The sequence below is a fragment of the Herbidospora sp. NBRC 101105 genome (assembly GCF_030269205.1).
GTDB lineage: Bacteria > Actinomycetota > Actinomycetes > Streptosporangiales > Streptosporangiaceae > Herbidospora > Herbidospora solisilvae.
Map to the genome: position 1 here is coordinate 380,146 of NZ_BSSX01000003.1, position 23,050 is coordinate 403,195.

The window sequence follows — 23,050 nt, forward strand, 5'->3', positions numbered from 1 at the left end:
GCCGACCGGCCCGCGCCCGCATTGAGCTGCGCTTTTCCGCCACGCACAGTGGAGGCATGGTGACCTCCTACCGCGAAGTCGTCGACCGCATCTACACCCTGGCCCGGTTACATGCGCTGTCGGTCAGATGGCGCGAAACGACGACGGCGAGTCGCCTACTCTTGCTGTACGACGGAACCGAGGTGGTCGTGGGGCGGTCGTTGGTCCCGATACGGAACATCACCCGTGCGGCTCTTGACGACGTCGAGCACGACCTTGAACACGTCTTCGGAAGGGGCTGGTTGCGGTGACCACCGCCGTCCACCGGCTGACCGTCAGGGTCAGCAGGGAACGTGCTCTCGACCGGGACGTCGAGGTCTGGTACGCCCGCCCGGTGGACGCCCCGATCCGCTCCGGCGTGTCGGCCGAGACCCTGACCGAGCTCCGCGAGGCGGTCGACGGCGTGAAGCACTTCATCCTCGACGTGTCCGCCGACACCATGGTCGAGGTCGACTATCAGTACGACCTCCCGGGCGTCTCGCCCGAGGTGTGGCAGGCCCACCGCGAACTGCTCGCCCACCTCGACAAGGCCGGCCTGTCGGCCGCCGACAGGGCGGCCCTGCTCGCGGGGTGACCCGGGTGTTTCACGTGAAGCCGAGCCGCCGTCTGATCTCCGTGATCTGCTTCGGCGTCGTGCGGCAGCAGCCGCCAATGTGGGTCGCGCCCGTCCAGTCGCCGACGGGGAAGCCGTCGCCCACGCCCTCCCACGTGCGCTCCCGGGCGTTCCAGGTCTCGCCCGAGTTCGGGTAGACGACCCGCGCCCCCAGCGTGATCAGGTTGGCGATGTAGGCCGGGTTGGTGCAGTTGGCCCCGACCGGCACGTCCATGGCGGCGGCGGCTTCGGCGAACGGGGTTCCGTCGCTGATGGTGTGGTCGTCGCGGCACGAGAAGCTGATCCAGCCGTCGACCCCGGTCTCGTGGAAGAGCCGCAGCAGCGCTCTGGCCTCGGGCAGCGAGGGGACGGTCTCGGCCACCACCAGGTCGGCGCCCGCCCCGGCCAGCAGGTGGAAGCGGTCGCGGTGCCAGGTGTACAGCTCGTCTTCGGTCAGGCCGCCGTAGTCGCCCGTGTACTCCTGGCCGTCGGCCAGGTAGGCGCCATAGGGCCCGACGCTGGCCGCGACCAGGCCCGCGCCGTGTTCGTCGCGGGCCTGCCGGGCGAGTTCGACCGACGACACGATCAGCGCCTCGGCCTCGGCGACGGACGCGCCGTGCCGGGTGAAGCCCTCGACCGTCGCCTGGTAGCTGGCCGTCGTCGCGACGTCGGCCCCGGCGGCGTAGAAGTCGAGGTGGGCCCGGCGGATCACGCCGGGGTCGTCGGACAGGAGCCGGGCCGACCAGAGGTCGTCGCCCAGGTCGGCGCCGAGGGTCTCCAGATGGGTCGCGAGCCCGCCGTCGAGGATCATGCGAGCGCCTGCATGACGGGCGTGTAGACGCGGGAGACGTCGGTGGTCATCGGGGTGCCGTATTCCATGATGGTCGTGCTGAAGGCGGGGGTGAGGCCGTGGTCGCGGGCCCAGCGCGCGGCGGCGGGCAGGAACGCCTCGACGCGGATCGGGCCGGTCGCCTCGGCGGCCAGGTCGGAGAGCAGGTCTTCGGCGTCGGCGGCCGAGGCCGCCACCACCGGGCCGAGGATGGTGATATGGCCGTTGTGCCAGGAGGCGCCGAAGCCGCCCTCGGTGACCCGGAAGCTCTCGCAAAAGCCCGGCAGCCGCGCGAACAGCTCGGCCCGGGGTGCGCCGTAGACCTCCTCGTCGAGCTTGACGACCGCCGCGAGGTCGGCCAGTTCGGCGGTACGCCGGGACGCCGTGCCGGTGAACGTGCCGGTGTAGACGTCGCAGACGCCGGTCGCGCGGAAGCCGAGGCGTTCGTACAGGGGGCGGCCGTAGGCGGTGGCGGTCAGGGTCGCGGTGTCGGTGCCGGCCACGTCGAGGGCGTGGCGCATCAGCCGGCCGCCGAGGCCCTGGCGTTCGTAGCGGCGGGCCACCAGCATCATGCTGATCGCGGTCACGCGGGTGCCGAACCGGACCAGCGCGACCGTGGCCGCCAGGCCGTCGCCGTCGGGGGCGTCGACGCCGTGGACCTCGCCGATCTCGTAGAGGAGCCGGCACTTCTCGCGTTCGGGCGTCCAGTCGCGCTGGACCGCGAGGTCGAGGAAGTCGTCGAGCCGCTCGACGCCGAGCCGGTGGATCGAAAACGTCATTCGTCAATCAATCGGTCGAAATAGACACGGTCCGCACCCGGGCCATCGTAGTCGGCGATCGGTTCGCTCACGCGGAACCCCATCGCGGTGTGGAAGGCGATCGAGCGCGTGTTGCGCGGCGAGGTGATCGCGGCGACACGGGTCCGGCCGGCCGAGTGGACCAGGGAGAAGAAGCGCCGGTAGAGCTCGCGCCCCACGCCGCTGCGCCGGAAGGTCGGGGCGACCCCGACGTAGTGGATGTAGGCGAGGTCGCGCTGCCCCTGCGAGAGGAAGCCGACGAGGAAGGCCACGAGGTGGCCGTGGGCGTACACGACGAAGCTCGTGTTGTGGAAGTGGTCGAGGAACAGACGCGTCAGCCCACCCTGGACCGGCGCGCCCCACCACTCGTCGACGACCGCCTTGATGGCGTCGTAGTCGGAAGGCTTCGCCGGGCGAACCTCTATCTCGGACACGAGCCTATTGTGGGGCGCATGCGACAGATCAGGGCCAACGACCTCGGGGTGGCGGCGATCAGCTTCGTCGAAGGGGTGCGCGACGGCCGCCCGTGGGCCGACTACCTGGAAGTGATCGGCCCCGGCGCCGTCGAGGTGATCCTGACGCAGCTCAAGGGCTGGGCGGTCTCCACCGACGTCGACCTCGGCCGCGAACTCCTCGCGCGGGGCGCCCGCAGGCTCCGGCACGCCCACTCCATGTACGCCGACCTCACGGCCCTCCCCTCCGCCCCCGGCACCCCGCCCGAGGGGGTGCGGTTCACCCCGGTCGACCGCTCGCCGGAGGACATCTATCCGGCCATCAGCGCGGCCTACCCGCCCGGCCACGTCGACCACCACGCGCACGACCGCGACCAGGCCATCGCGACCGAGCTGATCCCGCTCCTCGACGGCACCATGGTCGGCCCGCTGATGCCGTGCAGCGCGCTGGCCGTGAACGACGCGGGCGCCGTCGTCGCGGGCGTGTTCGTGAACGACTTCAAGACCGTCCCGTGGGTGACCGAGGTCTTCCGCCACCCCGGCCTGTCGGTCCCGGGCACCGGCGGGCGGCTGCTCCGGCACGTGCAGCTCAAGGCCGCCGCCGACGGGCTCGACCGGCTGGGCCTGGCCGTCAGCGACGGCAACCCGGCCCAGCGGGTCTACAGCCGGCTCGGGTTCGCCGTCACCCACACCTCGTTCACCGTGGTGATCGGAGAAAGTCCCTGACCGCCCGCTCGTAGGCGTCGGGGTCGACGTTCCACGACCCGGTGTGGCCGCCGCCCTTGGTCTCGACCAGCGTGGTGAGGTCGGGCCTGGCCCGCGCGAACGCCTGCGCGCGGTCGACCGGCACGGTCGCGTCGTCGTGGTCGACGAAGATCAGGATCGGCAGGTCGAACTCGGCGGCGTGCTCGACGTGGTCGAGGTCGTCGAAGCTCAGCCCGGTACGGGCCATGATCACCCACTGGCCGACCGTGGTGAGGAAACCGGGCACCCCCATCTGCCGCGCGCCCAGCGCGATCGGCGAACGCCAGTCGAGCACCGGGCTGTCGAGGATCAGCGCCGTGACGCCCGCGCCGGGCAGCCGCCTGGCGGTCATCGCGGAGATGCCGCCGCCCATCGACCAGCCGTAGAGGACGAACTTCTTCGCGCCCTGGCCGCGCGCGTAGTCCATGGCCGCCCGGACGTCCTCCCACTCGGTGTCGCCGAGGTGGAACCGGCCGTCGGGGCTCGCGGGGGCGCCCTCGTCGTTGCGGTAGGTGATCGCGAGCACCGGATGGCCCAGGTCGTGGAGCGTGGGCAGGATGCGCAGCGCCTCGCCTCGGCCGCCGTTGCGGCCGTGCACCGCGATCACCCACGTGTCCGACGTGCCCTCGGTGCGCCAGGCGGGGAACACGCCCAGCGGCGACTCCACCCCGACCTCCTTGTAGGGCACCCCGACCGACTCGGGGGTGCCCGCGCCCCACATCCAGCGGTCGAGGTAGGCCGACACGCCCGGCCGCAGGTCGCCGCTGCGCACCTTCTCCACTTCGCGGGTGACCGTGCCGGCCCCGACGGAGATCGCCTCGCCGAGCACCGCGTTGCCGCCGGCCCAGGTCAGGCCGTAGGTCCCCGGCGCGTCGGTGTCGCCGCCGCCCTTCAGCGTGACCTGGCCCTCGCCGACGGCGGTGACCTCGATCGGATAGTTCGAGGTGTGGACGGGATCGATCACGAGACCCGAGTAGTAATAGCCGGCCGCGCCCAGGGCGAGCGCCACGACGACGACCGTGCCGGTCGTGCCCAGCAGCACGCGGCGCCGCCATTTCGTCCGCATGGGTGCAATTTATACGTGGGCCTAGCATCGCTGGCATGGAAAAGCACGAGACCAGAGCCTTCTTCGCGGTCCGCGCCGCGACCTGGGACGACACGTTCCCCGACGACGGCCCGGCCTTCGCCGCGGCCATCGCGCACCTGGGGCTGCGACCCGGCCAGGTCGCTCTGGACGCGGGCTGCGGCACCGGCCGCGCGATGCCGTTGCTGCGCGAGCACACCGACCGGGTCGTGGGGGTGGACCTGACGCCGGAGATGGCCTCCAAGGCTCGGGAACGCGGGCCGGCGCTGATCGGCGACGCCTTCGAGTTGCCCTTCGCCGACGCGACGATCGGCGGCATCCTGGCCGCCGGCCTGATCGGTCACCTGGGCGACGCCCGGGTGACGCTGCTGGAGTTCGCCCGCGTCGCCCGCCCGGAGGCCCGGCTGGCCCTGTTCCATCCGGTCGGCCGCGCCGTGCTGGCGGCCCGGCGGGGCCGCGAACTGTCGCCGGACGACATCCGCGCCGAACACCGGATCACCCCCCTGCTCCGGGCCACCGGCTGGGAACCGGTGCACTTCCACGACGACGACGACCACTACCTGGCCGTGGCGCGGAGGACTGGTTAGAGGTGCCCCTCACTCGTTGGATGCGAGAGCCGAGCGGCCGGTTGGCGCCGGGTACGGCGCGGGCGGGGGGGCGGCGGGCGGTGCCGGGTGGGCGGAGCCGTAACGGGAAGAAAGCTGGCACAAGCAAGGTGTTAGGCGTGGAATCGTTGGCATTTGCGGCCTAAGGTGAGAAGGTGCTGAAGCGTCTGGTCGTCGTCGTGTCGATGTTCGTGCTTGCGGCCTGCGGGTCGTCGTCGTCCCCTGCCGAGACCGAGCTGACGGTCTTCGCGGCGGCGTCGCTCACCGGGACCTTCACCGAACTCGGCAAGCGGTTCGAGGCCGCGAACCCCGGCACGAAGGTGACCTTCAACTTCGGCTCCAGCGCCACGTTGGCCCAGCAGATCACCCAGGGCGCGCCCGCCGGCGTGTTCGCCGCCGCTTCGCCTGCGACGATGAAGACCGTGGCCGACGCCGGCCTCGCGGGCACGCCGACCGTGTTCGTGAAGAACAAGCTGGAGATCGCGGTGCCGCCGGACAACCCCGCCAAGGTCGAGAACCTCAAGGACCTGACCGATCCCGAGGTCAAGGTCGCCCTGTGCGCCGAGCAGGTGCCGTGCGGCGCCGCCGCCGTCAAGGCGCTCGACGCGGCCGGGCTGAAGGTCACCCCGGTCACGCTGGAGCAGGACGTCAAGGCCACCCTCACCAAGGTCGAACTCGGCGAGGTCGACGCGGCGCTCGTCTACAGGACCGACGTCATCGCCTCCGCCGGCAAGGTCACCGGCATCCCGTTCCCCGAGGCCGACCAGGCGGTCAACGACTACCCGATCGCCACCCTGAAGGACGCCTCGCCCCTCGCTCGGCGGTTCGTCGACCTCGTGTTGTCCCAGCAGGGCAAGGACGTGCTGACGAAGGCCGGTTTCGAAGCGCCGTGAGAAGCCGTGTCCCCTGGCTGCTGGTCGTCCCGGCCGTACTGGGGATGGCGTTCCTCGTCCTGCCGCTGGCGGGGCTGCTCGTGCGGGCGCCGTGGTCGACGTTGCCGCAGCGGCTCTCCGAACCCCAGGTGCTGGAGGCGCTGCGGTTGTCGCTGATCACCGCGTCCGTCGCGACGGCGGTCTGCCTGGTGCTCGGGGTGCCGCTGGCGTGGTTGCTGGCCCGCACCGACTTCCCCGGCCGCCGGCTCCTTCGGGCGCTGGTGACCGTGCCGCTGGTGCTGCCGCCAGTGGTCGGCGGGGTGGCGCTGCTGCTGGTGCTCGGGGGGCGCGGGCTGGTCGGGCAGTGGCTGGAGTCGGCGTTCGGGTTCTCGTTGCCGTTCACGACGGCCGGGGTGGTCGTCGCGGAGGCGTTCGTGGCGATGCCGTTCCTGGTCATCGCGGTCGAGGGGGCGCTGCGCGCGGCCGACGTGCGTTACGAGGAGGCCGCCGCGACCCTGGGCGCCTCCCGTTTCACCGTGTTCCGCCGGGTGACGCTGCCGCTGGTCGCGCCCGGCGTGCTGGCCGGGGCGGTGCTCTGCTGGGCGCGGGCCCTGGGGGAGTTCGGCGCGACGATCACGTTCGCGGGCAACTTCCCGGGCCGCACCCAGACGATGCCGCTGGCCGTCTACCTCGCGCTGGAGACCGAGCCCGAGGCGGCGATCGTGCTCAGCCTGGTGCTGCTGGCCGTGTCGGTGCTCATCCTGGTCGCGTTGCGCGACCGGTGGGTGGGGGCGGCGGCATGACGCTGCGCGCCCGGATCGTGGTGCGACGACCGGCCTTCCGGCTCGACCTCGACCTGACGGTCGGCCGGGGCGAGGTCGTCACGCTGCTCGGCCCCAACGGCGCCGGCAAGACGACGGCCCTGCGTGCCCTCGCCGGTCTGATCCCGCTGACCGAGGGGTCGATCGAGCTCGACGGTGTGCGCATCGAGCGCGAACCGGCCGAGCGGCGTCCCGTCGGCGTCGTCTTCCAGGACTACCTGCTCTTTCCCCACCTGTCCGCGCTCGACAACGTCGCCTTCGGCCCCCGCTGCCAGGGAAGGTCGAAGACCGAGGCCCGGTCGCTGGCCCGGGAACTGCTCGACCGCATGGGGCTCGCGGAGTTCTCCTCGGTACGCCCCCGCAGACTCTCCGGCGGCCAGGCCCAGCGGGTGGCGCTGGCCCGGGCCCTCGCCGTCGAGCCGCGCCTTCTGCTGCTCGACGAGCCGCTGGCCGCCCTCGACGCCCACACCCGCCTGGAGATCCGCTCCGAGCTCCGCCGCCGCCTGACCGGCTTCGACGGCGCGACCGTGCTGGTCACCCACGATCCGCTCGACGCGATGGTGCTGGCCGACCGGCTCGTGGTCGTCGAGAACGGCGCGGTGGTCCAGGAGAGCACGCCGGGGGAGATCGCCCGCCGTCCCCGCACCGACTACGTGGCCCGGCTGGTCGGCCTGAACCTCTTCCGGGGTGAGGGCGACGGCGACCGGGTGAGGGTCGGCGACCTGGTCTTCGCCGCCGAGGAACGGGTGAGCGGCCCGGCGTTCGTGGCGTTCGCGCCGGGCGCGGTGGCGCTCTACCGCACCCGTCCCGACGGCAGCCCCCGCAACCTGTGGGAGGGCCGGATCGACGGCATCGAACGGCATGGCGACCACATCCGCGTCCACGTCGACGGCCCGGTGCCGGTCGCCGCCGACGTCACCCCGGCCGCCGTGGCCGAACTCGACCTGACGCCCGGCCGCCGCATCTGGGTCTCGGTCAAGGCCACCGAGACGCACGCCTACCCGGCCTGAAGCACCTCGTCGGCGAGCCGCTCGGCGGCGTCGGGGCGGCCGTGGCGCCGGGCCTGGGTGGCGAGCGCCGCCCGGCGCGCGGGGTCGGCCAGCAGCGGGGCGACCGCCGCTTGTAGCTTCTCGGGCGTCACCTCGCCGAGCAGCGCGACCGCGGCCCCGGCCCGCTCCAGGTAGGAGGCGTTGTGGGCCTGCTCGTTCCCGGCCGAGGTGGCCAGCGGGATCAGCACGGCCGCCTTGCCGAGCGCCGTGACCTCGGCGATGGTGCCGGCGCCGCTGCGGGAGACCACCACGTCGGCGAGCGCGAGCACGTCGGGCAGCTCCGCGCCCACGAAGCCCTTGACCTGGTAGCGGGCCGCCAGGGCGGGCGGCAGGGTGCGCGCCGCGGCGGCGACCTGCTCCTGCTCGGCCGGGCCGCACTGGTGGATGACGTTCGCCCGCTCCAGCAGCCACGGCAGGATCGCCGTGACGAGCCCGTTGATCTGCCGGGCACCCTGGGCGCCGCCGGTGACGTACACGGTCGGCAGGGCGCGGTCGAAGCCGTCGGCCGGCGCGCGGTCGGCCCGGCCGGTGAGCACCTCGGCCCTGACGGGGTTGCCGGTCACCACGGCCCGTCTGCGCGCCGGTCCCGAAAGCAGCTCCAGCGACGCCTCGGCCGTCACCGCGACGCGGGCCGCGCCCCGGGCGAGCACCCGGTTGGCCAGCCCGAGCCGGACCGTCTGCTCGTGGATGACCAGCGGCACCCGGCACACCCGCGCCGCCACGCCGACCGGCACCGCGACGTAGCCGCCGGTGCCCAGCACCACGTCGGGACGGAACCGGCGCACGATCGAGACGGCCTGGAAGACCCCGAGCGGCACCCGGAACATGTCGCGCACGTTCTCGGCCGACACCATCCCCAGCACACTCCGGGCCCGGCGCACCTTGCCCGTCGCCACCGGCGCGAACGGGATGCCCTCGGCGGTGGCGACCCGCTCCTCCAGGCTCCCGGCCGCGCCGACCCAGAGCACCTCCAGCCGCCCGCCGGTCCGGGCCCGCAGCGCCCGGACGGTGGTCAGCGCCGGGAAGGTGTGCCCGCCGGTGCCGCCCCCGGAGACGATCAGGCGGAACGGTTCTGCCTCGAAGATCACGACCTGGGACGATAGCAGTCAGATCCGCAACCGGGTGATCCCGCTGGGCCGGCGGCCACCCACGCGGGCGGCCGCCGTCCGCCGGGTCGGTCACTCCTCTTCGAAGACGTCCTCGAAGACCTCTTCCACGACCTCGCCGAGGATCATGCCGCCGACGACGCCCGCCGCGGCCCCGGCGACCACGCCGCCCATGCCCATGCCGCCGCCGTGGTGGTGGTCGTCGTGGTGGCCGTAGTGGCCTCCGTGGTGACCGCCGTGGTGGCCGTAGGAGCGCTGGGCCAGCCAGTCACCGAAGACCGACGTCCAGTCGGTGCTCAGGGCCTCCTGGTGGGTGGTGGGGAAGCGGCCGATCGCGTCGTGGCCGCCTTCGATCACGATCTCCAGGTGGTGGGGGTCGGAGATGAAGGTCACCTCGATCTCGCCGTACTGGTGGGAGGTGAACTCGATCTCCTGGTAGAACGGCAGCGTCTGGCGGGAGCCGGCGATGTGCCCGGCCTCCAGGTCGGCCGAGCGGAAGTGGAAGCCCAGCCGCGACAGCGACTCCAGCACGTGCACCTGCGCGGGCAGCGGCGCGACCTCGATCATGTCGAGGTCGCCCTTGTCGACCGCCTTGGCGATGGCCAGTTCGGTGCGCACGCCGACCGCCATGCCGCGCAGGCCCTCGCTGATCGGCGTCTCCCACGGCACCGGGAGCTGGAACGGGATCGTCCGCTCCTCGCCGGTCCGGAGGGTGAACGGCCCGGAGACCGGGAAGCCGAAGAACTCGCGCAACCCGCTGCTCTCGCCTTCGCTGTGCTCGATCTCGACGCGGGCGACGAGGCTGAGGGTGATGTGCTCGATCTCCGCGTCGACCTCGCCACCCTTGATGCGCACCTCGCCGGAAAGGGCCCCGCCGGGCTGGGTGCGGGGGTTGTGCAGAACGGTGTCCACCGAGGGGGCGCCGACGCCGAATGCGCTCAGCATCCGTTTGAAGACCACGATTTCTCCTGTCGAGTTGGACGTCTCGGCCGCACGCCAGAACGCTCAGCGGCGGCGTACGGTTCCGCGTTCGAGAAGAAGATCGAGTTTGGCGTGGAGTGCGGCGACCTCTTCGCGAAGTTCGACCAGCTCGGCCTGGGCCAGCTCCTCCGACGGCGACGGTTCGGCGTCGTTCATGGCGTTGACCACGACGGCGATGAAGAGATTCAGGGCGACGAACGTCGAGATCAGGATGTACGAGATGAAGAACACCCAGGCCCACGGCTTGTGCGCCATGACCTCCTTGGCGACCGTGCCCCAGTCGTCGCCGGTCATGATCTGGAACAGGGTGAACAGCGAGTCGGGCAGCTCGTCGAACCGCTCGGGCGCGATCTCGCCGAACAGCTTGGTCGCGATCACGGCCGCGATGTAGATCATCAGGAGCAGCAGCCCGATGATCGACGCCATCCCCGGCACGGCCGTGAGCAGCGCGCTCACCACCCGCCGCATGCTCGGCACGGCCGACACCAGTCGCAGCGCGCGCAGGATGCGCAGCGCCCGGAGCACCGATGTCGGCCCGGACGCGGGGACCAGCGCGACCACCACGATGATCAGGTCGAACCAGTTCCACGGGTCGGTGAAGAAGTCGCGGCGGTAGGCGTAGAGGCGGGCGAGGATCTCGACGGCGAAGACGGCCAGGGCGATGTGGTCGATCGTGACGAGCAACCAGCCCACCTGGGCCATGAGGGTGGCGCTGGTCTCGCAGCCGATGGTTATGGCGTTGACGACGATGAGGACGACGACGGCACGCTGGACGGCCGGGCGTTCGAGGAACCGGCGAACACGTTCATGTCTGGCTAATTCCACGCGAAAGATCATCCCACCGGACGAGTCGGTCAACCCCTCCCGGGTCAGAGCGCGGAACCACCACCGTCGACGGGCACCACGGCCCCCGTCATGTACGAGGCCTTGTCGGACGCCAGGAACGCCACCACCTCGGCGATCTCCTTGGGCGCCGCGGCGCGGTGCAGCATCGTGCCCTCGTCGAACTCCTTGGCCCGCTCGCCCAGGCTGTGGTACATCGAGGTCTCCACCGGGCCGGGCGCGACGGCGTTGACCCGCACGCCCCGGTCGGCGAACTCGGCCGCCCAGGTGCGGGTGAGCTCGTTGATGGCGGCCTTGGTGGCGCCGTACACCGACAGGAACGGCACGGCCACCACGGCGGCGATGGTCGAGATGTTCACGATCGCGCCACGCCCGCGCTCCATCATCCCGGGGACCAGCGCCTGGGTGAGGAAGTAGGGCGCCCTGAGGTTGAGCGCGAGGGTCTTCTCGAAGACCTCGGGATCCTGGCCGACGGTCGCGGAGACCGGCGCCATCCCGGCGTTGTTGACGAGCACGTCGACGTCGCCCGCCTCGGCGGCCAGGTCATGGAGCTCGTCGAGGTCGGTCAGGTCGGCGGGCACGAACCGGGCCGAGCCCCCGTTCTGCACGATGTCGTCGACGACCATGGCGCCCTTGGCGGCGTCGCGCCCGGACACGATCACGTCGTCGCCCTGGGCGCCGAAGACACGGGCGCTCTCGGCGCCGATGCCCTCGGTGGACCCGGTGATAAGCACAGATCTCATGGAAACCCCCGATGAACGGTCCTAAAGGACATAACCCCTGAAACAGGGTATTCGTTCCGCTCGATTCACATTGACCACAGCCGCAATCGGGAGTTCCAAATTCGTTTTCAGGCATTTGGTGGACAATCATCACCAAAAACGGACTTCGTGGCTACTCAAAGTTTGGGTATGTGTCTTTTGGGGTGTAGTTTGCTGAACGCTACGAATCGATGACGTTTAAGGGTGTATCCGCGGATGGATGATCGTATACCGGTCAACTGGCCCAGAGGCACCCTTATGGACCGACTCAGTCCTGACGATCAGAAGGCGCTGTTGGCGCTCGCCCCGGCCACTCCACGGATGGCGGGGGACCCCATCATCTATCAGGGTGATCGCGAGACCTCCGATGTTTTCTTGCTCAGATCCATGCCTGGCCAGCGGCACACCGCATGCGTGAAGGTGACGGCATACCTGGAATCCGGTGGATCCGCCATGCTCGGCATCCGAGTGGCCGGCGACGTGGTCGGCGAGCTCGCGGGGCTGCGACGTCAGCCCAGGGTGGCCATGGTGACGGCGTGCAGCCCGATGATGGTGCACGCGATCAGGTCCCAGGCCTTCACTGACTTTCTCGACCGAAGTCCGGCCGCCTGGAATGCGGTGGCCCGGATGATCGCCGATCGTCTCGATTGGGCCAACCGGCGAAGAACCGACTTTGCGCAGTTCAGCGTGCCAGTGCGGGTCGCTCAGGTGCTGGTCGAGCTGTCCGGTCGTCACGGGGTCGACACGGCTGACGGGAAGCGGGATATCGGCATTGATCTCACCCATGAGGAGATCGCCAATCTCGTCGGCGCTCGCAAAGATGCCGTATTTAAAGCCGTCCGACGTTTCAAAGATCTCGCACTGATCACCAACCACGGCCGAAAGATCGTCATCAACCCAATCGGTCTGGCTGATTTCCGGTAAAGCGTACTGGTACGTCCCGCTCTGGTGTGATCTTCGCCAGACTCCTCTACCGAGATCTTCTTCTCGAAACACCAGAAGGTGACGTGATGCTTGCTTCCGATTTTCACCGCAACCTGGTCGTGGCGTTCGACGCCATGAGATACGGCCAAGGCGACGACCTGTGGCACGCTTCGGTCCAATCCGGCCTGTCCCACGTCTTCGACCGGGGCGCACGCGAGGCCGGATTACGCCGAGAGACCTGGGCCCGTCAAGAAGCCGGTGACGGCGAGGTCAGCGTGATCCCGGAGACCGAGCCCGAGCTGAAGATCATTGACGATCTGATCCGCAGGGTCCGCAAGGCGCTGCATGATCACAACCGCGATCGTCGTGACGATGCCCGTCTGCGGGTGCGTATTGCGATCGGACACGGCGTGGTGAAGCGCGGGGAACTGGGCTTCGTGGGCCAGGTCGTCGTTACCACCTGCCGGCTGCTCGACGCCGCTGCCGCCCGCGCCGCCCTCGTCGCCAATCCGCGCGCCGATCTCGTGCTTCTCCTCACTGACCGGCTTTACGAGGACGTCGTACGTCAGCTTCACACCTCCTACCGCCCCGAGTCATTCACCCGGCTGGAGGTGCCGACCAAGGAACGCACGGAAATCGCCTGGATGTGGATCCCGTCCGAGGATTTCGACCAGAAAGGAACCCCTGACATGGACAACCTCCCCGAGGTCGCCGACACCCTGTGGAAGCTCGTCGCTGGAGGCGCCCTCGAACGTCTCGGCGCCTACGGCACCGAGAACGGGATCGGCGGAGCCCGTCGACTGATCACGAGGATCCGAGAATTCCGCGCGAAGCACGGTCGCCCCTCCGAGCCGGAGTCTCGCGACGATCTTCTGGAGTCTCTGGAGGCGCTGGTGCGCGTCGACGCCGCGGCCGAGCGGATGGTGCAGCAGTTCAACGCGGAGCAGATCACCGTCACCACGATCCATGGGGGCGTGCACGGCCGGGAGATCAACTTTGGCATCCGAAACTGACGGCCCGGCCGAGGAGGTTTCTGCAGAACCCGACGAGTCGCCGGAGGTGACCGACGAGGGATTCGCGCACTTCTATCAAGGCCAGATCGTCATCAACCACATACACGACAAGATCGGCCAGGCGTCTTTCGGCATCTCCGGCTCGCGGCCCGAATCCCGGCGCACGTCCGGACCCGTGCCCGCGTACGAGATGACGGAGGCCCGCACCTGCTTCGTCCGCCATGACGTCTATGACTCCGCGGGCGAGAGACTCGAGATCGACTACTTTCTGGCTCTCGTCGGCGGCCCGGGCACGGGCAAGCGGACGGCGGCGCTCAACCTGCTCGACGGTGTTCTCGGCGGGCGGGACATCGTCGAACTCAGCCCGGCCTACACCCTGGAGAAGCTGGCGGCCCGCGAATACCGGCGCGGTCATGGCTATCTGCTGTGCGGCTGGCCAAAGGACGACGTCGACGAGGGCGTGGCCGACTTCCACGTGCGAGAGATCCGGCGTCGCGTCCGCGACGCGAGGGCATATCTGGTGATCACCGCGAGGGAGACCTCGCTGCCAACCGGTGACCAGGTGCTCTGGTCGCCGGCGCCCGCCCGCGACATCCTGCTGGCCCACCAGGTCACCCAGGAGGTGGCCGACATCGCGGCGAATCGCATCACGCCCGATCACGCCATGGCCGACGTGGTTGCCCTGGCGCGCGAGTTGTCCCGCGGGACGTCGCTCAACGAGGCGCTCGACGGCCTGGAGTCGGCTGGACGGCGTGACGTCGTCGCCTGGTTCGGACAGCCGCGGACCAGGGGCGAGATCTTCGAGATGGCGGCCATGGCTTTCGCGGCTCGCGTGCCGGAACGCGAGTTCGAGACGCTGCACGCGAGGCTGGAGTCGATCGCCGGTTTCGGCGAGGAGAAGGTTGAGTCCATCTCGGGCGACGATCTGATGCCGACGCGGCACCGCCTGAAGGAGGACGCGCTTTTCAGCCTGTCGCAGGGGCGCAGACTGGAGTTCCGGGTGGAGGGCCATCGAATCCACGTGATGCGCGAACTCCAGCAGACGCAGGGTATGCGCCTCTGGGATCCGGTGACCGAGTGGCTGCATGAATGTGCCGCCCTGCGCGCCCCCCTGACCCAGTTGGAGATCGCCCGAGGGGTGGCGATCCTGGCTCTGGTCACGGACTACCCGTACGTCGAGAGCACCTTTCTCACGCCCTGGGCAGCCGGCGAGGGCATCATGCGGAGTCAGGCCGCGGCGGCGATGGCGATCTCATGGTTGTGCCTCGATGAGACCACTCGTCCCCAAGCCCTGCGCACCGTCAACTGGTGGGCGAACTCCTCTGTTGTTCGGCTCAGGTTCACCGCCATGCTGGCCTACTCCGGCGAGCTGGGCATCCGATTCCCGTTGGAAGCGGTGCGGCTGTTGTGGAGTCAGATCAGGGAGTCGGGCGGTCGCGCCCGATATGCCGAGAGCGCCTTGGCCCGCCTGTTCACCTCACTCACCGAAGCCACCGGCAACGCGCTGCCGATGCTCGACTGGCTGGTTCGCCAGATCACGAATGACAAGCGGGTGGGCCGGGTGATCGATCCGTTGCTGAGGGCGATCAACGGCTTGCTGGCGGCCCGTGCCGACGGCTACGGGGTGCCCGCAGCCACCGCCCACCTGCGCAGCCGGCCCGACTCGTCCGGGCCGCTGGCCGGCCTGTGGGCGCGAGTCCTGGTGAACCGCCCTCACCGCAAGCGCGCCCTGGCCGCCCTCTACGACACCGTCTGCGCGTTCGACGAGAAGGACGAGGAGGACAGGGAACGTGTGCGGGCGCTGTTCGCCGCGCTCGTGGCCGCGCTCCCCGCCCACGAACGGCCGCCGCTCGCCCGTGACCTGCGGGCCTACGCGGTCTCACACGACACAGAAGAAAGCCGACTGGAGATTCTCCTGTCGCTCCTCCGGGTCTTCCTGCACCCGGCCGCCATTTCCCCAGATCCCATTGGAAGACGTTCATGAGTTACCCCATGGTCAGCCAGGTCCCCCTCGATCCCGTCACGAAGCAGGGGTTCCTGAGCAGACCCCGCCGCCAGATCTCCACCATGCCCCGACCCCTCCCGCACCAGCGACTCGTGTTCGAGTACGACGGCGCGTTTCTGCTGGCCGACCGCCTGTTGAAGGGCGACGAACCCTACGTCGTGAACGGCCAGAGCATCAGCGTCGTCGACGTCACCCGGGACCACCCGGTGACCGTCGAAGTGCGGATCGGCTCGTCGGGCGCCCACGAGTTCCTCGTGTCGGTGCAGTTCCGCTGCACCGTCGACGAACCGATCGAGGTGGTCCGGGCCGGCCTGACCGACGTCAGGAGCAATCTGTCGACCTACCTGCGGGCCTACCACCGCCTGTTCGAGCTGGGCCGCGACTACGGCCTCGACCAGGTCCAGGAGCTGAGGAAGGTCGTGCATGCCCAGGTGAAGGCGTACGGCGCGGTGGTCCCGCCGGTGTTGCCCGGCATGTCGGCGGAGTTCACCGGCCTCGACGTCTACGCCCCTCAGGAGATCGTGAAGGGCCGGCAGACCTATGAGACCAGCCTGGCTCAGATCCAGGGTGAACACGGCCTTCGGGAGGCGGAGCGTCAGCTCGCGTGGGACCTGGACCTCAACGAGCAGGCCTATCTCAACCTCAAGAACCGCAACGCCAACGATTTCACCCGACAGGAGTTGTCGCTCGACCGCACCCAGCAGCTCCACGACGCCACCCGGCTGCGTGACTTCCTGAACAGCGGCCCCGGCGCCGCCGACGGCCTGTACGTCGCCACCCCCGGTCTCAGCGCCGAGCAGGTGGCGTCCCGGTACGCCCTCCTCGGCGATCGTGACTACGAGCAGGCCCGCCGGGGGGTCGAACTCCAGAGCAACCTGGAGGTGGTCGAGGCACGGGCACGTGCGGAGGTCATCCGAGTCGGCATAGCGCAAGGCCTCTTCAACGAGGTGGACGGCCGCGAGCTGCTGGCCATCGTCGACCGTGTCCAGCAGCAGCAAGCCGTACAGCCTGAGGACCTGCCGGAGATCGAGGGCCGGGCGGAGTCGGGCGTTGGGGATCCTCCGGACGAGGAGCCGTTCATGGAGGAGGACGTCCGTGGTTGACACTCTCCATCGCACCAGGCCGGTCGACCGGCAGGTACGCCCTCGGCGCACGTGGCGGTTCTCCCCTGGAGCGTTCCTTCGCCGGTTCACCGGGGTTGACGAGAAGATCCTCGCCAGCGTGCCGGAGGAGCGGCCGCGCTACACCAGTCTGGGCGGGATCGTGGTCAGCACCGCTCTCATCGCTGGCACCTCGGTGCTCGGCGCGCTGACTCTGATGACCGACGTGTCCCCATGGCTGCTGCTGCCGATAGCGGGCGGATGGGGCCTGATCATCGCCAACGTCGACCGATTTCTCATCACGAGCCTGCACGGTGATCAAGCCGGCTGGTTGCGCCTGGGCAACGTGCTGATCCGGTTGGCCCTCGCGATCGTCATCGGTGTTTTCATCGCCGAGCCGCTGACTCTCAAGATCTTTCAGGAGCGGCTCGACCGGCAGATCCAGATAGAACGCGACGACCGCATAAGAATCGCGGAAAGCCAGTTCAAGCTGTGCAATCCCAGCGACGGAAAGGTCCCGGCAGGCGTCGACTGCACTCGTCATCTGCTCAACGGCGGCGACCAGGCGTTCGCGGTCAAGGAGGAGCTCGCCTCGCGAGAGACGCAGCTCAAGACCGCCGAGACCAAACTGGTCAAGGACATGGGAACCCATCAGAAGCTCAGCGGCCGAGTCGACCGTGAATGCTTGGGCGTGAAGGCCGCCGGCACGAGTGGCGTGGCCGGAAACGGCCCGAGGTGCATGGTCTACACGAACGACCTTGAGACCTTCCTGGCCGGCCACGACCTCAAAGCGCAGCAGACGGAGGTGAGCCGGATGAAGGAGGTCGTCGGCGGACTCCGCACGAGACTCACGAACCTGGAAGAGAACCGGGAGAGCGCGCTGAGCAGGCGCATGGAAGAGCACCGGAACTCGCAGACGGAGGCCTACGCCGCCATCGGCATCCTCGATCGCTGGGAGGCGCTCGGCACGGTCGCCGCCCAGAACGGGATGGTCAACTTCGCCCACTGGTTGCTGCGCCTCATCTTTGTTCTGCTGGACTGCATGCCGATCATTTCCAAGGTCCTCAACGGACGAACGGAGTATGACCGCGTCCTGGCGGCGCAACTCCGCAGCGGCTCGGCCCGGCACCTGGCCAACCTGAAAGCGGGCGACCGTGAGATCGAGACCCGTCTGTACGAGGAGGAGTGCCGCCTGCGGGCCGAACGGGCCCGCATCGACCGGGACCACCGCATCAACCAGGTGTCGAGAGACGAGGAGATCGACCGGCTCGCCCAGAAGTTCATGAACGAGCGGCCGGACGCACCATAACGGCTGGCACCGGTCGGTCTATCTCAATACCCTCGACCGCATGGCCCACGTCGAGATCGCCCATATCACCCATGTCCTGCCCGACGGCCGGCCATTGCTCAACGACGTCTCCTTCCGCATCGGCGAAGGCGTCAAGGCCGCCCTCGTGGGCCCCAACGGCGCGGGCAAGACGACGCTCATGCGGCTGATCGCGGGCGACCTCCAGGCGGTCGAGGGCACGGTCGCCAGTTCCGGCGGCCTCGGGGTGATGCGCCAGTTCATCGGCAGCATCCGCGACGGCCGGACCGTCCACGACCTGCTCCTGTCGGTCGCCCCGACCCGCGTCAGAGACGCCGCCGAACACCTCGCCAAGATCGAGCTCCTGATGATGGAGCGCGACGACGAGAAGACGCAGATGCGCTACGCGCAGGCGATCACCGACTACACCGACGCGGGCGGCTACGACATCGAGGTCCTCTGGGACACCTGCACGATGGCGGCGCTGGGCATCCCCTACGACAACTGCAAGTACCGCGAGGTCAACACCCTCAGCGGCGGGGAGCAGAAACGGCTGGTCCTGGAGGCCCTGCTGCGCGGCCCCGACCAGGTCCTCCTCCTCGACGAGCCCGACAACTACCTCGACGTGCCGGGCAAGCAGTGGCTGGAGCAGGTCCTGCGGGAGACCCCGAAGACGGTCCTGCTGGTCTCGCACGACCGCCAGCTCCTCGCCAACGCCGCCGACCGCATCGTCACGGTCGAGTCGGGCAACATCTGGGTGCACGGCGGCGGTTTCACCACCTACGCCCAGGCCCGCAGGGAGCGCAACGAGCGCCTCGACGAGCTGCGCAGACGCTGGGACGAGGAGCACGCCAAGCTGAAGCGCCTGGTCAACATGCTCAAGCAGAAGGCCACCTACAACGACGGCATGTCGGCCGCCTACCACGCGGCCCAGACCCGGCTCCGCAAGTTCGAGGAGGCGGGCCCGCCCGAGATGGCGGCCAAAGACCAGAACATCAACATGCGGCTGCGCGGCGGCCGCACCGGCAAGCGGGCGGTCATCTGCGAGGGCCTGGAGCTGACCGGCCTGATGAAGCCGTTCGACCTGGAGGTCTGGTACGGCGAACGGGTGGCCGTGCTGGGCTCCAACGGCTCCGGGAAGTCCCACTTCCTGCGGCTCCTCAGCGGCGAGGACGTCGCCCACACCGGCGTCGCCCGGCTGGGCGCCCGGGTCATCCCCGGTCACTTCGCCCAGACCCACTCGCATCCCGAGCTGATGAAGCGCACCCCGTGCGAGATCGTGATGACCGAGCACGCCCGGCTGAAGAACGAGGCCATGAAGATCCTGGCCCGCTACGAGCTGGCCGGGACCATCGCCGAGCAGCGCTTCGAGACCCTGTCGGGCGGCCAGCAGGCCCGTCTCCAGATCCTCCTGCTGGAGTTGTCGGGCGCGACGCTGCTGCTGCTCGACGAGCCGACCGACAACCTCGACCTGGCCAGCGCCGAGGCGCTCCAGGAGGGACTCGACGCCTTCGAGGGCACCGTCATGGCGGTCACCCACGACCGCTGGTTCGCCGCCGACTTCGACCGCTACCTCGTCTTCGGCGCCGATGGGAAGGTCTACGAATCGTCAGAGCCCGTCTGGGACGAGGGGCGGGTCGTCCGCGCGCGTTAAAGATTGGGTCCGCTGTTGGCGGGTCGAGGTGAACGGGGCCGCACGTACGCGTTATCACGGCCTGGTGACGCACCGTATGACAGCCCTGGCCCTGTCGTTCCTCTCCGTGACGCTCCTGGTCTCCGGGTGCTCGGGGGACGAGGAGACCAAGAAGACCGAACTCGCCCCGCTCGCGCTGAAGGAGCAGACCTCCTCGGTCGTGCAGGCCAGCGGGGGCTACCTGGTCAACTGGGCCGCCGTGCTCAACAACGGCAACAAGTGGCACTTCGGCGAGAACGCGGTCGCCACGATCACCGGGAAGGACGCCGCCGGCAAGGAGGTCGTCCGGATGGAGCAGCCGCTCGACGCGGTCGCGCCCGGCGGGTCGCTGGCGTTCACCGGTGAGGCGCTGGCGGTCGAGAAGCCGGTCAGCGTCAAGATCGACTACAAGCCGGCCTCGTGGCACCAGGCGGCGCGGGTGCCGTCGGCGTACAAGACCTTCCCGGTGACCCGGGTGTCGACCGAGAAGTTGGGCGCCTCGTCCTACCTGATCACCGGCTACGTCGAGTCGCCCTACACGCGGCCGGCCGGGAGCCTGGTGGTGACGGGGCTGCTGCGCGACGCCGCGGGCAAGCTGATCGGCGGGGGCACCGCCTTCGTCGACGACGTGCGGCCGGGGGCGAGCCGCCGGTTCATCATCACGGTCGAGAGCGTCAGCGCCGGGGTCGCCGCCGCCACCGCCGTCACGGCGCGCACGTGGGGCGCCACCGCCAAGCCCTACGAGGACCTGGCCGCCGGCGGGGCCGCGCCGATCTTCACCCAGGCCCCCAAGACGGCGCCGTTCGCCAAGGACCGGGGCTACACCGTCATCACCGAACAGAAGCCGTGAACCGCTGAGGTTACGGTAATGGCATGACCACCCCCCGTATCGTCCTGTTCGGCGCCACCGGCTACACCGGGCGGCTCACGGCGAAGGCGCTGGTCGCGCTGGGCGCCGAGCCTCTCCTGGCCGGGCGGGACCCCGCCCGGCTGGCGGATCTCGCCGCCTCGCTGCCGGGCACGCCGCCCACGGCGGTGGCCGACGCGACCCGGCCGCGCTCGGTGGCGCGCCTGCTCGAACCCGGCGACGTGCTGGTCTCCACAGTGGGACCGTTCCTGCGGTGGGGCGACGCGGCGGTCATGGCGGCCATCGAGGCGGGCGCGGTCTACCTCGACTCGACCGGCGAACCGCCGTTCGTCAAGCGCGTCTTCCAGCGCCACGGCCCCGAGGCGGCCGCGGCGGGCGCGACCCTGATCCCGGCCTTCGGGTACGACTACGTCCCCGGCAACCTCGCCGCCGCCCTCGCCCTCCGCAAGGCCGGCAACGACGCGGTCCGGGTCGACGTGGGCTACTTCCTGCGCGGCAACGTGGCCAAGAGGGCCAGCGCCGGAACCCGCGCCTCCGCGCTCAGCATGATCCTCGAACCCATGTACGGTTTCCGCGACGGCCGCATCGTCCGGGAGACGGGCCGCACCCGGGCCTTCGCCTTCGGCGCGCGGAAACGTCACGGCATCGCCATGGGGGCCAGCGAACACTTCGCCCTGCCGCGCACCCACCCCCGGCTGCGCGAGGTCAACGTCTACCTGGGCTGGCTCGGCGGCCTGACCCGCGCCGCGGGCGTCTTCGCGAGGGCCACGCCGGTCCTGAGGGCGCTGCCCGGATCGAGGCGGCTCATGGCGGCCATGGCCGAGCGGGCGGCCCGCTCGGCGAACCAGGAGGCCCAGCCGATCGCCTCCCAGACCATCGCCGAGGCCTACGCCCACGACGGCACCCTCCTCGCCACCGTTCGCCTCAACGGCGGCGACCCCTACGACCTCACCGCCAGGCTGCTCGCCTGGGGCGCGACGAACGCCCTGGTCAGCGGGGTGGGCGGCATCGGCGCGCTCGGCCCGGCCGAGGCGTTCGGCCTCGACGCCCTCGCCGAGGGGTGCGCGTCCGTCGGGCTGACTCCGTGAATCACCAAGAAACCGCGCGTCGCGGAGGTATCACTCAGCGTTCGTGATATTCCCCCGAATAAGGCTCGATCTTTCTTCCGGGGGCGATTGCCATGAAGAACCTCAAAGTACGGCCTACACCGCGATTCGGGCGTGGCACCGCCTCCACGAAGGACCTCATGACCTCCTGGGCCCTCGTCGAGGCGGCGGTGGCGCGGCGCGACGCCCCGTACACCTCGGTCGTCTGGACCGCCCGGCTCGGCTACCTCTCGCTCCCGCTGCTCTTTCTGGGCGGCGTGGGCGTCTTCCTGGCGATCGGCGCGCTGGTCATGGGCGTGCGGGCGCTGCGCGAGATCGCCGACGACCACCCCCGGTCGATCAACCGGGGCGTGGTCGAGACCGCCATGGTCTGCGCCGGGGTGACCCTCGCGCTGGGCGCCTCGGCCGCCGCCGCGGCGGGCCTGGCGATCGTGGCCGGCGGGCTGGCGTGAGACCTCGCCCATGGGCGAGGGCGGTGTCTTACCGGCGGATTCGACGCGCGTGCCACGGCCGTGCTCCGGCCGTCCGGGTCTCGCTGGCCCTCGCCATCGTGGTGGCGCTCGGCTGCGGGCCGGTCAGCCACGTCGAACCGCCCCCGCCGAAGCCGGTGCCGAAGGTGCTGGTGATCGGCGTGGACGGGGTGCGCACCGACCGCGTGCTCACCACCGGGGCGACCTATCTGCGCGCCCTGATGAGCGAGGGCCTCTACGCCACCGGGCAACTCGATCTGGCCCCCGGCGTGAAATCGCTGAGCGGCCCGGCGTGGTCGACCATTCTCACCGGCGTCAATCCGGAAAAGCATGGCGTACGCGACAACACCTTTGCCGGACGCCAATACACGAGATATCCCGATTTCCTGACCCGGCTGGAAAGGTTGCGGCCCGACCTCGACACCCTGGCGGTCACCCTCTGGCGGACCTTCTTCGACACCGGCCTGCTCCACCAGGTCGACTGGCACGCCACCCTGCGGCCCGGCGTCGACTACGCCGAACACCTCAAAGACGAGATGATCATCCGCCGGATGACCGACCTGATCGCCCGCCACCGGGTCGACGTCGTCTTCCTGCACCTGGTCAACCCCGACAAGGTGGCCCACAAACACGGCCCTCTCGGCCCCGAGTACGTCGCCGCGCTCGACACCATGGACCTCGGCATCGGACGCCTCGTCGACGCCGTGAGGCGGCGGCCGACGTACCGGAACGAGAAGTGGTCGGTCATCGTGGTGACCGACCACGGGCACCGCGACGAGGGCGGCCACGGCGGCCTCTCGCCCGAGGAGCTCCAGATCTTCCTGCTCGCCGCGGGCCCCGGAATCCGGCACGAACGCCGCCACGAGGCGAAACTCGTGGACGTCGCGCCGACCGTTTTCGCCCAATTGGGGATGCGAATTCCGGCCGACTTCGAAGGCGTTCCGCTCGGTGGAGAATTGCCGGGAAAATAGCGGCCGAGAATGCGGCGGAAAGCCTGAACTCCAAGTTACG

General features: G+C 69.9%; 25 protein-coding genes. 17 read left to right on the top strand and 8 right to left on the bottom strand.

Features of this window, described 5'->3' with window-relative positions:
• Positions 1–56 precede the first annotated feature (56 nt).
• Together QSK34_RS15635 and QSK34_RS15640 are read left to right on the top strand one after the other, a co-directional pair.
• Complete coding sequence (locus QSK34_RS15635) at positions 57–290, top strand: hypothetical protein (RefSeq protein ID WP_030452918.1); 234 nt, start codon at positions 57–59, stop codon at positions 288–290.
• A complete protein-coding gene (locus QSK34_RS15640) occupies positions 287–613 on the top strand; it encodes a hypothetical protein (RefSeq protein WP_285584731.1) in 327 nt (108 codons plus the stop codon). Before QSK34_RS15635 ends, QSK34_RS15640 begins: the two co-directional genes overlap by 4 nt.
• Positions 614–623: 10 nt before the next feature.
• Here the strand turns inward: QSK34_RS15640 and mmuM are convergent, their stop codons facing one another.
• From mmuM to QSK34_RS15655, 3 genes are read right to left on the bottom strand one after another with little or no spacing between them, the layout of a single operon-like run.
• Positions 624–1,442 (bottom strand): homocysteine S-methyltransferase, encoded by an 819-nt coding sequence (gene mmuM, locus QSK34_RS15645; RefSeq protein ID WP_285584733.1) that lies wholly within the window; start codon positions 1,440–1,442, stop codon positions 624–626.
• A complete protein-coding gene (locus QSK34_RS15650) occupies positions 1,439–2,239 on the bottom strand; it encodes a GNAT family N-acetyltransferase (protein ID WP_285584735.1) in 801 nt (266 codons plus the stop codon). The genes mmuM and QSK34_RS15650 overlap by 4 nt, the downstream gene beginning before the upstream one ends.
• Positions 2,236–2,691 (bottom strand): GNAT family N-acetyltransferase, encoded by a 456-nt coding sequence (locus QSK34_RS15655; protein WP_030452922.1) that lies wholly within the window; start codon positions 2,689–2,691, stop codon positions 2,236–2,238. Before QSK34_RS15655 ends, QSK34_RS15650 begins: the two co-directional genes overlap by 4 nt.
• Positions 2,692–2,709: 18 nt before the next feature.
• Between QSK34_RS15655 and QSK34_RS15660 the strand changes: the two genes are divergently transcribed.
• Positions 2,710–3,435, top strand: coding sequence for a GNAT family protein (locus QSK34_RS15660; protein ID WP_285584737.1), 726 nt, complete (start codon positions 2,710–2,712; stop codon positions 3,433–3,435).
• On the opposite strand, the gene QSK34_RS15665 is transcribed toward QSK34_RS15660, so the two are convergent.
• A complete protein-coding gene (locus QSK34_RS15665) occupies positions 3,407–4,519 on the bottom strand; it encodes an alpha/beta hydrolase (protein WP_285584739.1) in 1,113 nt (370 codons plus the stop codon). The two genes, QSK34_RS15660 and QSK34_RS15665, sit on opposite strands and share 29 nt — an antisense overlap.
• Before the next feature lie 35 nt (positions 4,520–4,554).
• Here QSK34_RS15665 and QSK34_RS15670 point away from each other — a divergent pair, with 35 nt between their 5' ends.
• From QSK34_RS15670 to QSK34_RS15685, 4 genes are all read left to right on the top strand, one after another.
• On the top strand, positions 4,555–5,124 hold the full coding sequence (locus tag QSK34_RS15670; protein WP_285584740.1) for a class I SAM-dependent methyltransferase: 570 nt from the start codon (positions 4,555–4,557) through the stop codon (positions 5,122–5,124).
• A gap of 203 nt (positions 5,125–5,327) precedes the next feature.
• Positions 5,328–6,035 (top strand): molybdate ABC transporter substrate-binding protein, encoded by a 708-nt coding sequence (gene modA, locus QSK34_RS15675; RefSeq protein WP_285585300.1) that lies wholly within the window; start codon positions 5,328–5,330, stop codon positions 6,033–6,035.
• A gap of 44 nt (positions 6,036–6,079) precedes the next feature.
• On the top strand, positions 6,080–6,817 hold the full coding sequence (locus QSK34_RS15680; RefSeq protein ID WP_285585301.1) for an ABC transporter permease: 738 nt from the start codon (positions 6,080–6,082) through the stop codon (positions 6,815–6,817).
• Complete coding sequence (locus tag QSK34_RS15685; protein WP_285584742.1) at positions 6,814–7,845, top strand: ABC transporter ATP-binding protein; 1,032 nt, start codon at positions 6,814–6,816, stop codon at positions 7,843–7,845. Before QSK34_RS15680 ends, QSK34_RS15685 begins: the two co-directional genes overlap by 4 nt.
• On the opposite strand, the gene murG is transcribed toward QSK34_RS15685, so the two are convergent.
• The 4 genes from murG to QSK34_RS15705 form a co-directional block, all read right to left on the bottom strand.
• Complete coding sequence (murG, locus tag QSK34_RS15690) at positions 7,833–8,972, bottom strand: undecaprenyldiphospho-muramoylpentapeptide beta-N-acetylglucosaminyltransferase (protein WP_285584744.1); 1,140 nt, start codon at positions 8,970–8,972, stop codon at positions 7,833–7,835. The two genes, QSK34_RS15685 and murG, sit on opposite strands and share 13 nt — an antisense overlap.
• 90 nt (positions 8,973–9,062) lie before the next feature.
• Complete coding sequence (locus tag QSK34_RS15695) at positions 9,063–9,950, bottom strand: sporulation protein (protein WP_285584746.1); 888 nt, start codon at positions 9,948–9,950, stop codon at positions 9,063–9,065.
• 45 nt (positions 9,951–9,995) lie between these two features.
• Positions 9,996–10,796, bottom strand: a complete 801-nt coding sequence (locus QSK34_RS15700; protein ID WP_285584747.1) for an ion transporter — start codon at positions 10,794–10,796, stop codon at positions 9,996–9,998.
• Between the two features lie 44 nt (positions 10,797–10,840).
• A complete protein-coding gene (locus tag QSK34_RS15705; protein ID WP_202610192.1) occupies positions 10,841–11,557 on the bottom strand; it encodes an SDR family NAD(P)-dependent oxidoreductase in 717 nt (238 codons plus the stop codon).
• Positions 11,558–11,833: 276 nt separating this feature from the next.
• Between QSK34_RS15705 and QSK34_RS15710 the strand changes: the two genes are divergently transcribed.
• From QSK34_RS15710 to QSK34_RS15755, 10 genes are all read left to right on the top strand, one after another.
• Positions 11,834–12,499: a Crp/Fnr family transcriptional regulator gene (locus tag QSK34_RS15710; RefSeq protein ID WP_285584753.1), complete on the top strand. Its 666-nt coding sequence runs from the start codon at positions 11,834–11,836 to the stop codon at positions 12,497–12,499.
• Positions 12,500–12,525: 26 nt separating this feature from the next.
• Positions 12,526–13,512: a hypothetical protein gene (locus QSK34_RS15715; RefSeq protein WP_285584754.1), complete on the top strand. Its 987-nt coding sequence runs from the start codon at positions 12,526–12,528 to the stop codon at positions 13,510–13,512.
• Positions 13,496–15,496, top strand: coding sequence for a hypothetical protein (locus tag QSK34_RS15720; RefSeq protein ID WP_285584755.1), 2,001 nt, complete (start codon positions 13,496–13,498; stop codon positions 15,494–15,496). The genes QSK34_RS15715 and QSK34_RS15720 overlap by 17 nt, the downstream gene beginning before the upstream one ends.
• Positions 15,493–16,620, top strand: a complete 1,128-nt coding sequence (locus tag QSK34_RS15725) for a hypothetical protein (RefSeq protein ID WP_285584756.1) — start codon at positions 15,493–15,495, stop codon at positions 16,618–16,620. Before QSK34_RS15720 ends, QSK34_RS15725 begins: the two co-directional genes overlap by 4 nt.
• Positions 16,613–17,926, top strand: a complete 1,314-nt coding sequence (locus QSK34_RS15730; RefSeq protein WP_285584758.1) for a DUF4407 domain-containing protein — start codon at positions 16,613–16,615, stop codon at positions 17,924–17,926. The genes QSK34_RS15725 and QSK34_RS15730 overlap by 8 nt, the downstream gene beginning before the upstream one ends.
• 40 nt (positions 17,927–17,966) lie before the next feature.
• Complete coding sequence (locus QSK34_RS15735; protein ID WP_285584760.1) at positions 17,967–19,577, top strand: ABC-F family ATP-binding cassette domain-containing protein; 1,611 nt, start codon at positions 17,967–17,969, stop codon at positions 19,575–19,577.
• A gap of 76 nt (positions 19,578–19,653) precedes the next feature.
• Positions 19,654–20,445 (top strand): hypothetical protein, encoded by a 792-nt coding sequence (locus QSK34_RS15740; RefSeq protein WP_030452934.1) that lies wholly within the window; start codon positions 19,654–19,656, stop codon positions 20,443–20,445.
• A 23-nt stretch (positions 20,446–20,468) separates the two neighbouring features.
• Positions 20,469–21,551: a saccharopine dehydrogenase family protein gene (locus tag QSK34_RS15745; RefSeq protein ID WP_285584763.1), complete on the top strand. Its 1,083-nt coding sequence runs from the start codon at positions 20,469–20,471 to the stop codon at positions 21,549–21,551.
• A 158-nt stretch (positions 21,552–21,709) separates the two neighbouring features.
• Positions 21,710–22,021 carry a hypothetical protein gene (locus tag QSK34_RS15750; RefSeq protein WP_161480940.1) on the top strand — a complete coding sequence of 104 codons (312 nt, stop codon included), beginning with the start codon at positions 21,710–21,712 and terminating at the stop codon, positions 22,019–22,021.
• A gap of 23 nt (positions 22,022–22,044) precedes the next feature.
• Complete coding sequence (locus QSK34_RS15755) at positions 22,045–23,010, top strand: alkaline phosphatase family protein (protein ID WP_285584767.1); 966 nt, start codon at positions 22,045–22,047, stop codon at positions 23,008–23,010.
• The last annotated feature ends 40 nt before the right edge of the window (positions 23,011–23,050 follow it).

Coding starts and splice junctions, on each gene's coding strand:
- QSK34_RS15725 (WP_285584756.1), top strand. CDS start 15,493: ATGAGTTACCCCATGGTCAGCCAGGTCCCCCTCGATCCCGTCACGAAG.
- modA (WP_285585300.1), top strand. CDS start 5,328: ATGTTCGTGCTTGCGGCCTGCGGGTCGTCGTCGTCCCCTGCCGAGACC.
- QSK34_RS15635 (WP_030452918.1), top strand. CDS start 57: ATGGTGACCTCCTACCGCGAAGTCGTCGACCGCATCTACACCCTGGCC.
- QSK34_RS15670 (WP_285584740.1), top strand. CDS start 4,555: ATGGAAAAGCACGAGACCAGAGCCTTCTTCGCGGTCCGCGCCGCGACC.
- mmuM (WP_285584733.1), bottom strand. CDS start 1,442: ATGATCCTCGACGGCGGGCTCGCGACCCATCTGGAGACCCTCGGCGCC.
- QSK34_RS15735 (WP_285584760.1), top strand. CDS start 17,967: ATGGCCCACGTCGAGATCGCCCATATCACCCATGTCCTGCCCGACGGC.
- QSK34_RS15680 (WP_285585301.1), top strand. CDS start 6,080: ATGGCGTTCCTCGTCCTGCCGCTGGCGGGGCTGCTCGTGCGGGCGCCG.
- QSK34_RS15660 (WP_285584737.1), top strand. CDS start 2,710: ATGCGACAGATCAGGGCCAACGACCTCGGGGTGGCGGCGATCAGCTTC.
- QSK34_RS15710 (WP_285584753.1), top strand. CDS start 11,834: ATGGACCGACTCAGTCCTGACGATCAGAAGGCGCTGTTGGCGCTCGCC.
- QSK34_RS15750 (WP_161480940.1), top strand. CDS start 21,710: ATGACCTCCTGGGCCCTCGTCGAGGCGGCGGTGGCGCGGCGCGACGCC.
- QSK34_RS15685 (WP_285584742.1), top strand. CDS start 6,814: ATGACGCTGCGCGCCCGGATCGTGGTGCGACGACCGGCCTTCCGGCTC.
- QSK34_RS15650 (WP_285584735.1), bottom strand. CDS start 2,239: ATGACGTTTTCGATCCACCGGCTCGGCGTCGAGCGGCTCGACGACTTC.
- QSK34_RS15705 (WP_202610192.1), bottom strand. CDS start 11,557: ATGAGATCTGTGCTTATCACCGGGTCCACCGAGGGCATCGGCGCCGAG.
- QSK34_RS15745 (WP_285584763.1), top strand. CDS start 20,469: ATGACCACCCCCCGTATCGTCCTGTTCGGCGCCACCGGCTACACCGGG.
- QSK34_RS15740 (WP_030452934.1), top strand. CDS start 19,654: ATGACAGCCCTGGCCCTGTCGTTCCTCTCCGTGACGCTCCTGGTCTCC.
- QSK34_RS15665 (WP_285584739.1), bottom strand. CDS start 4,519: ATGCGGACGAAATGGCGGCGCCGCGTGCTGCTGGGCACGACCGGCACG.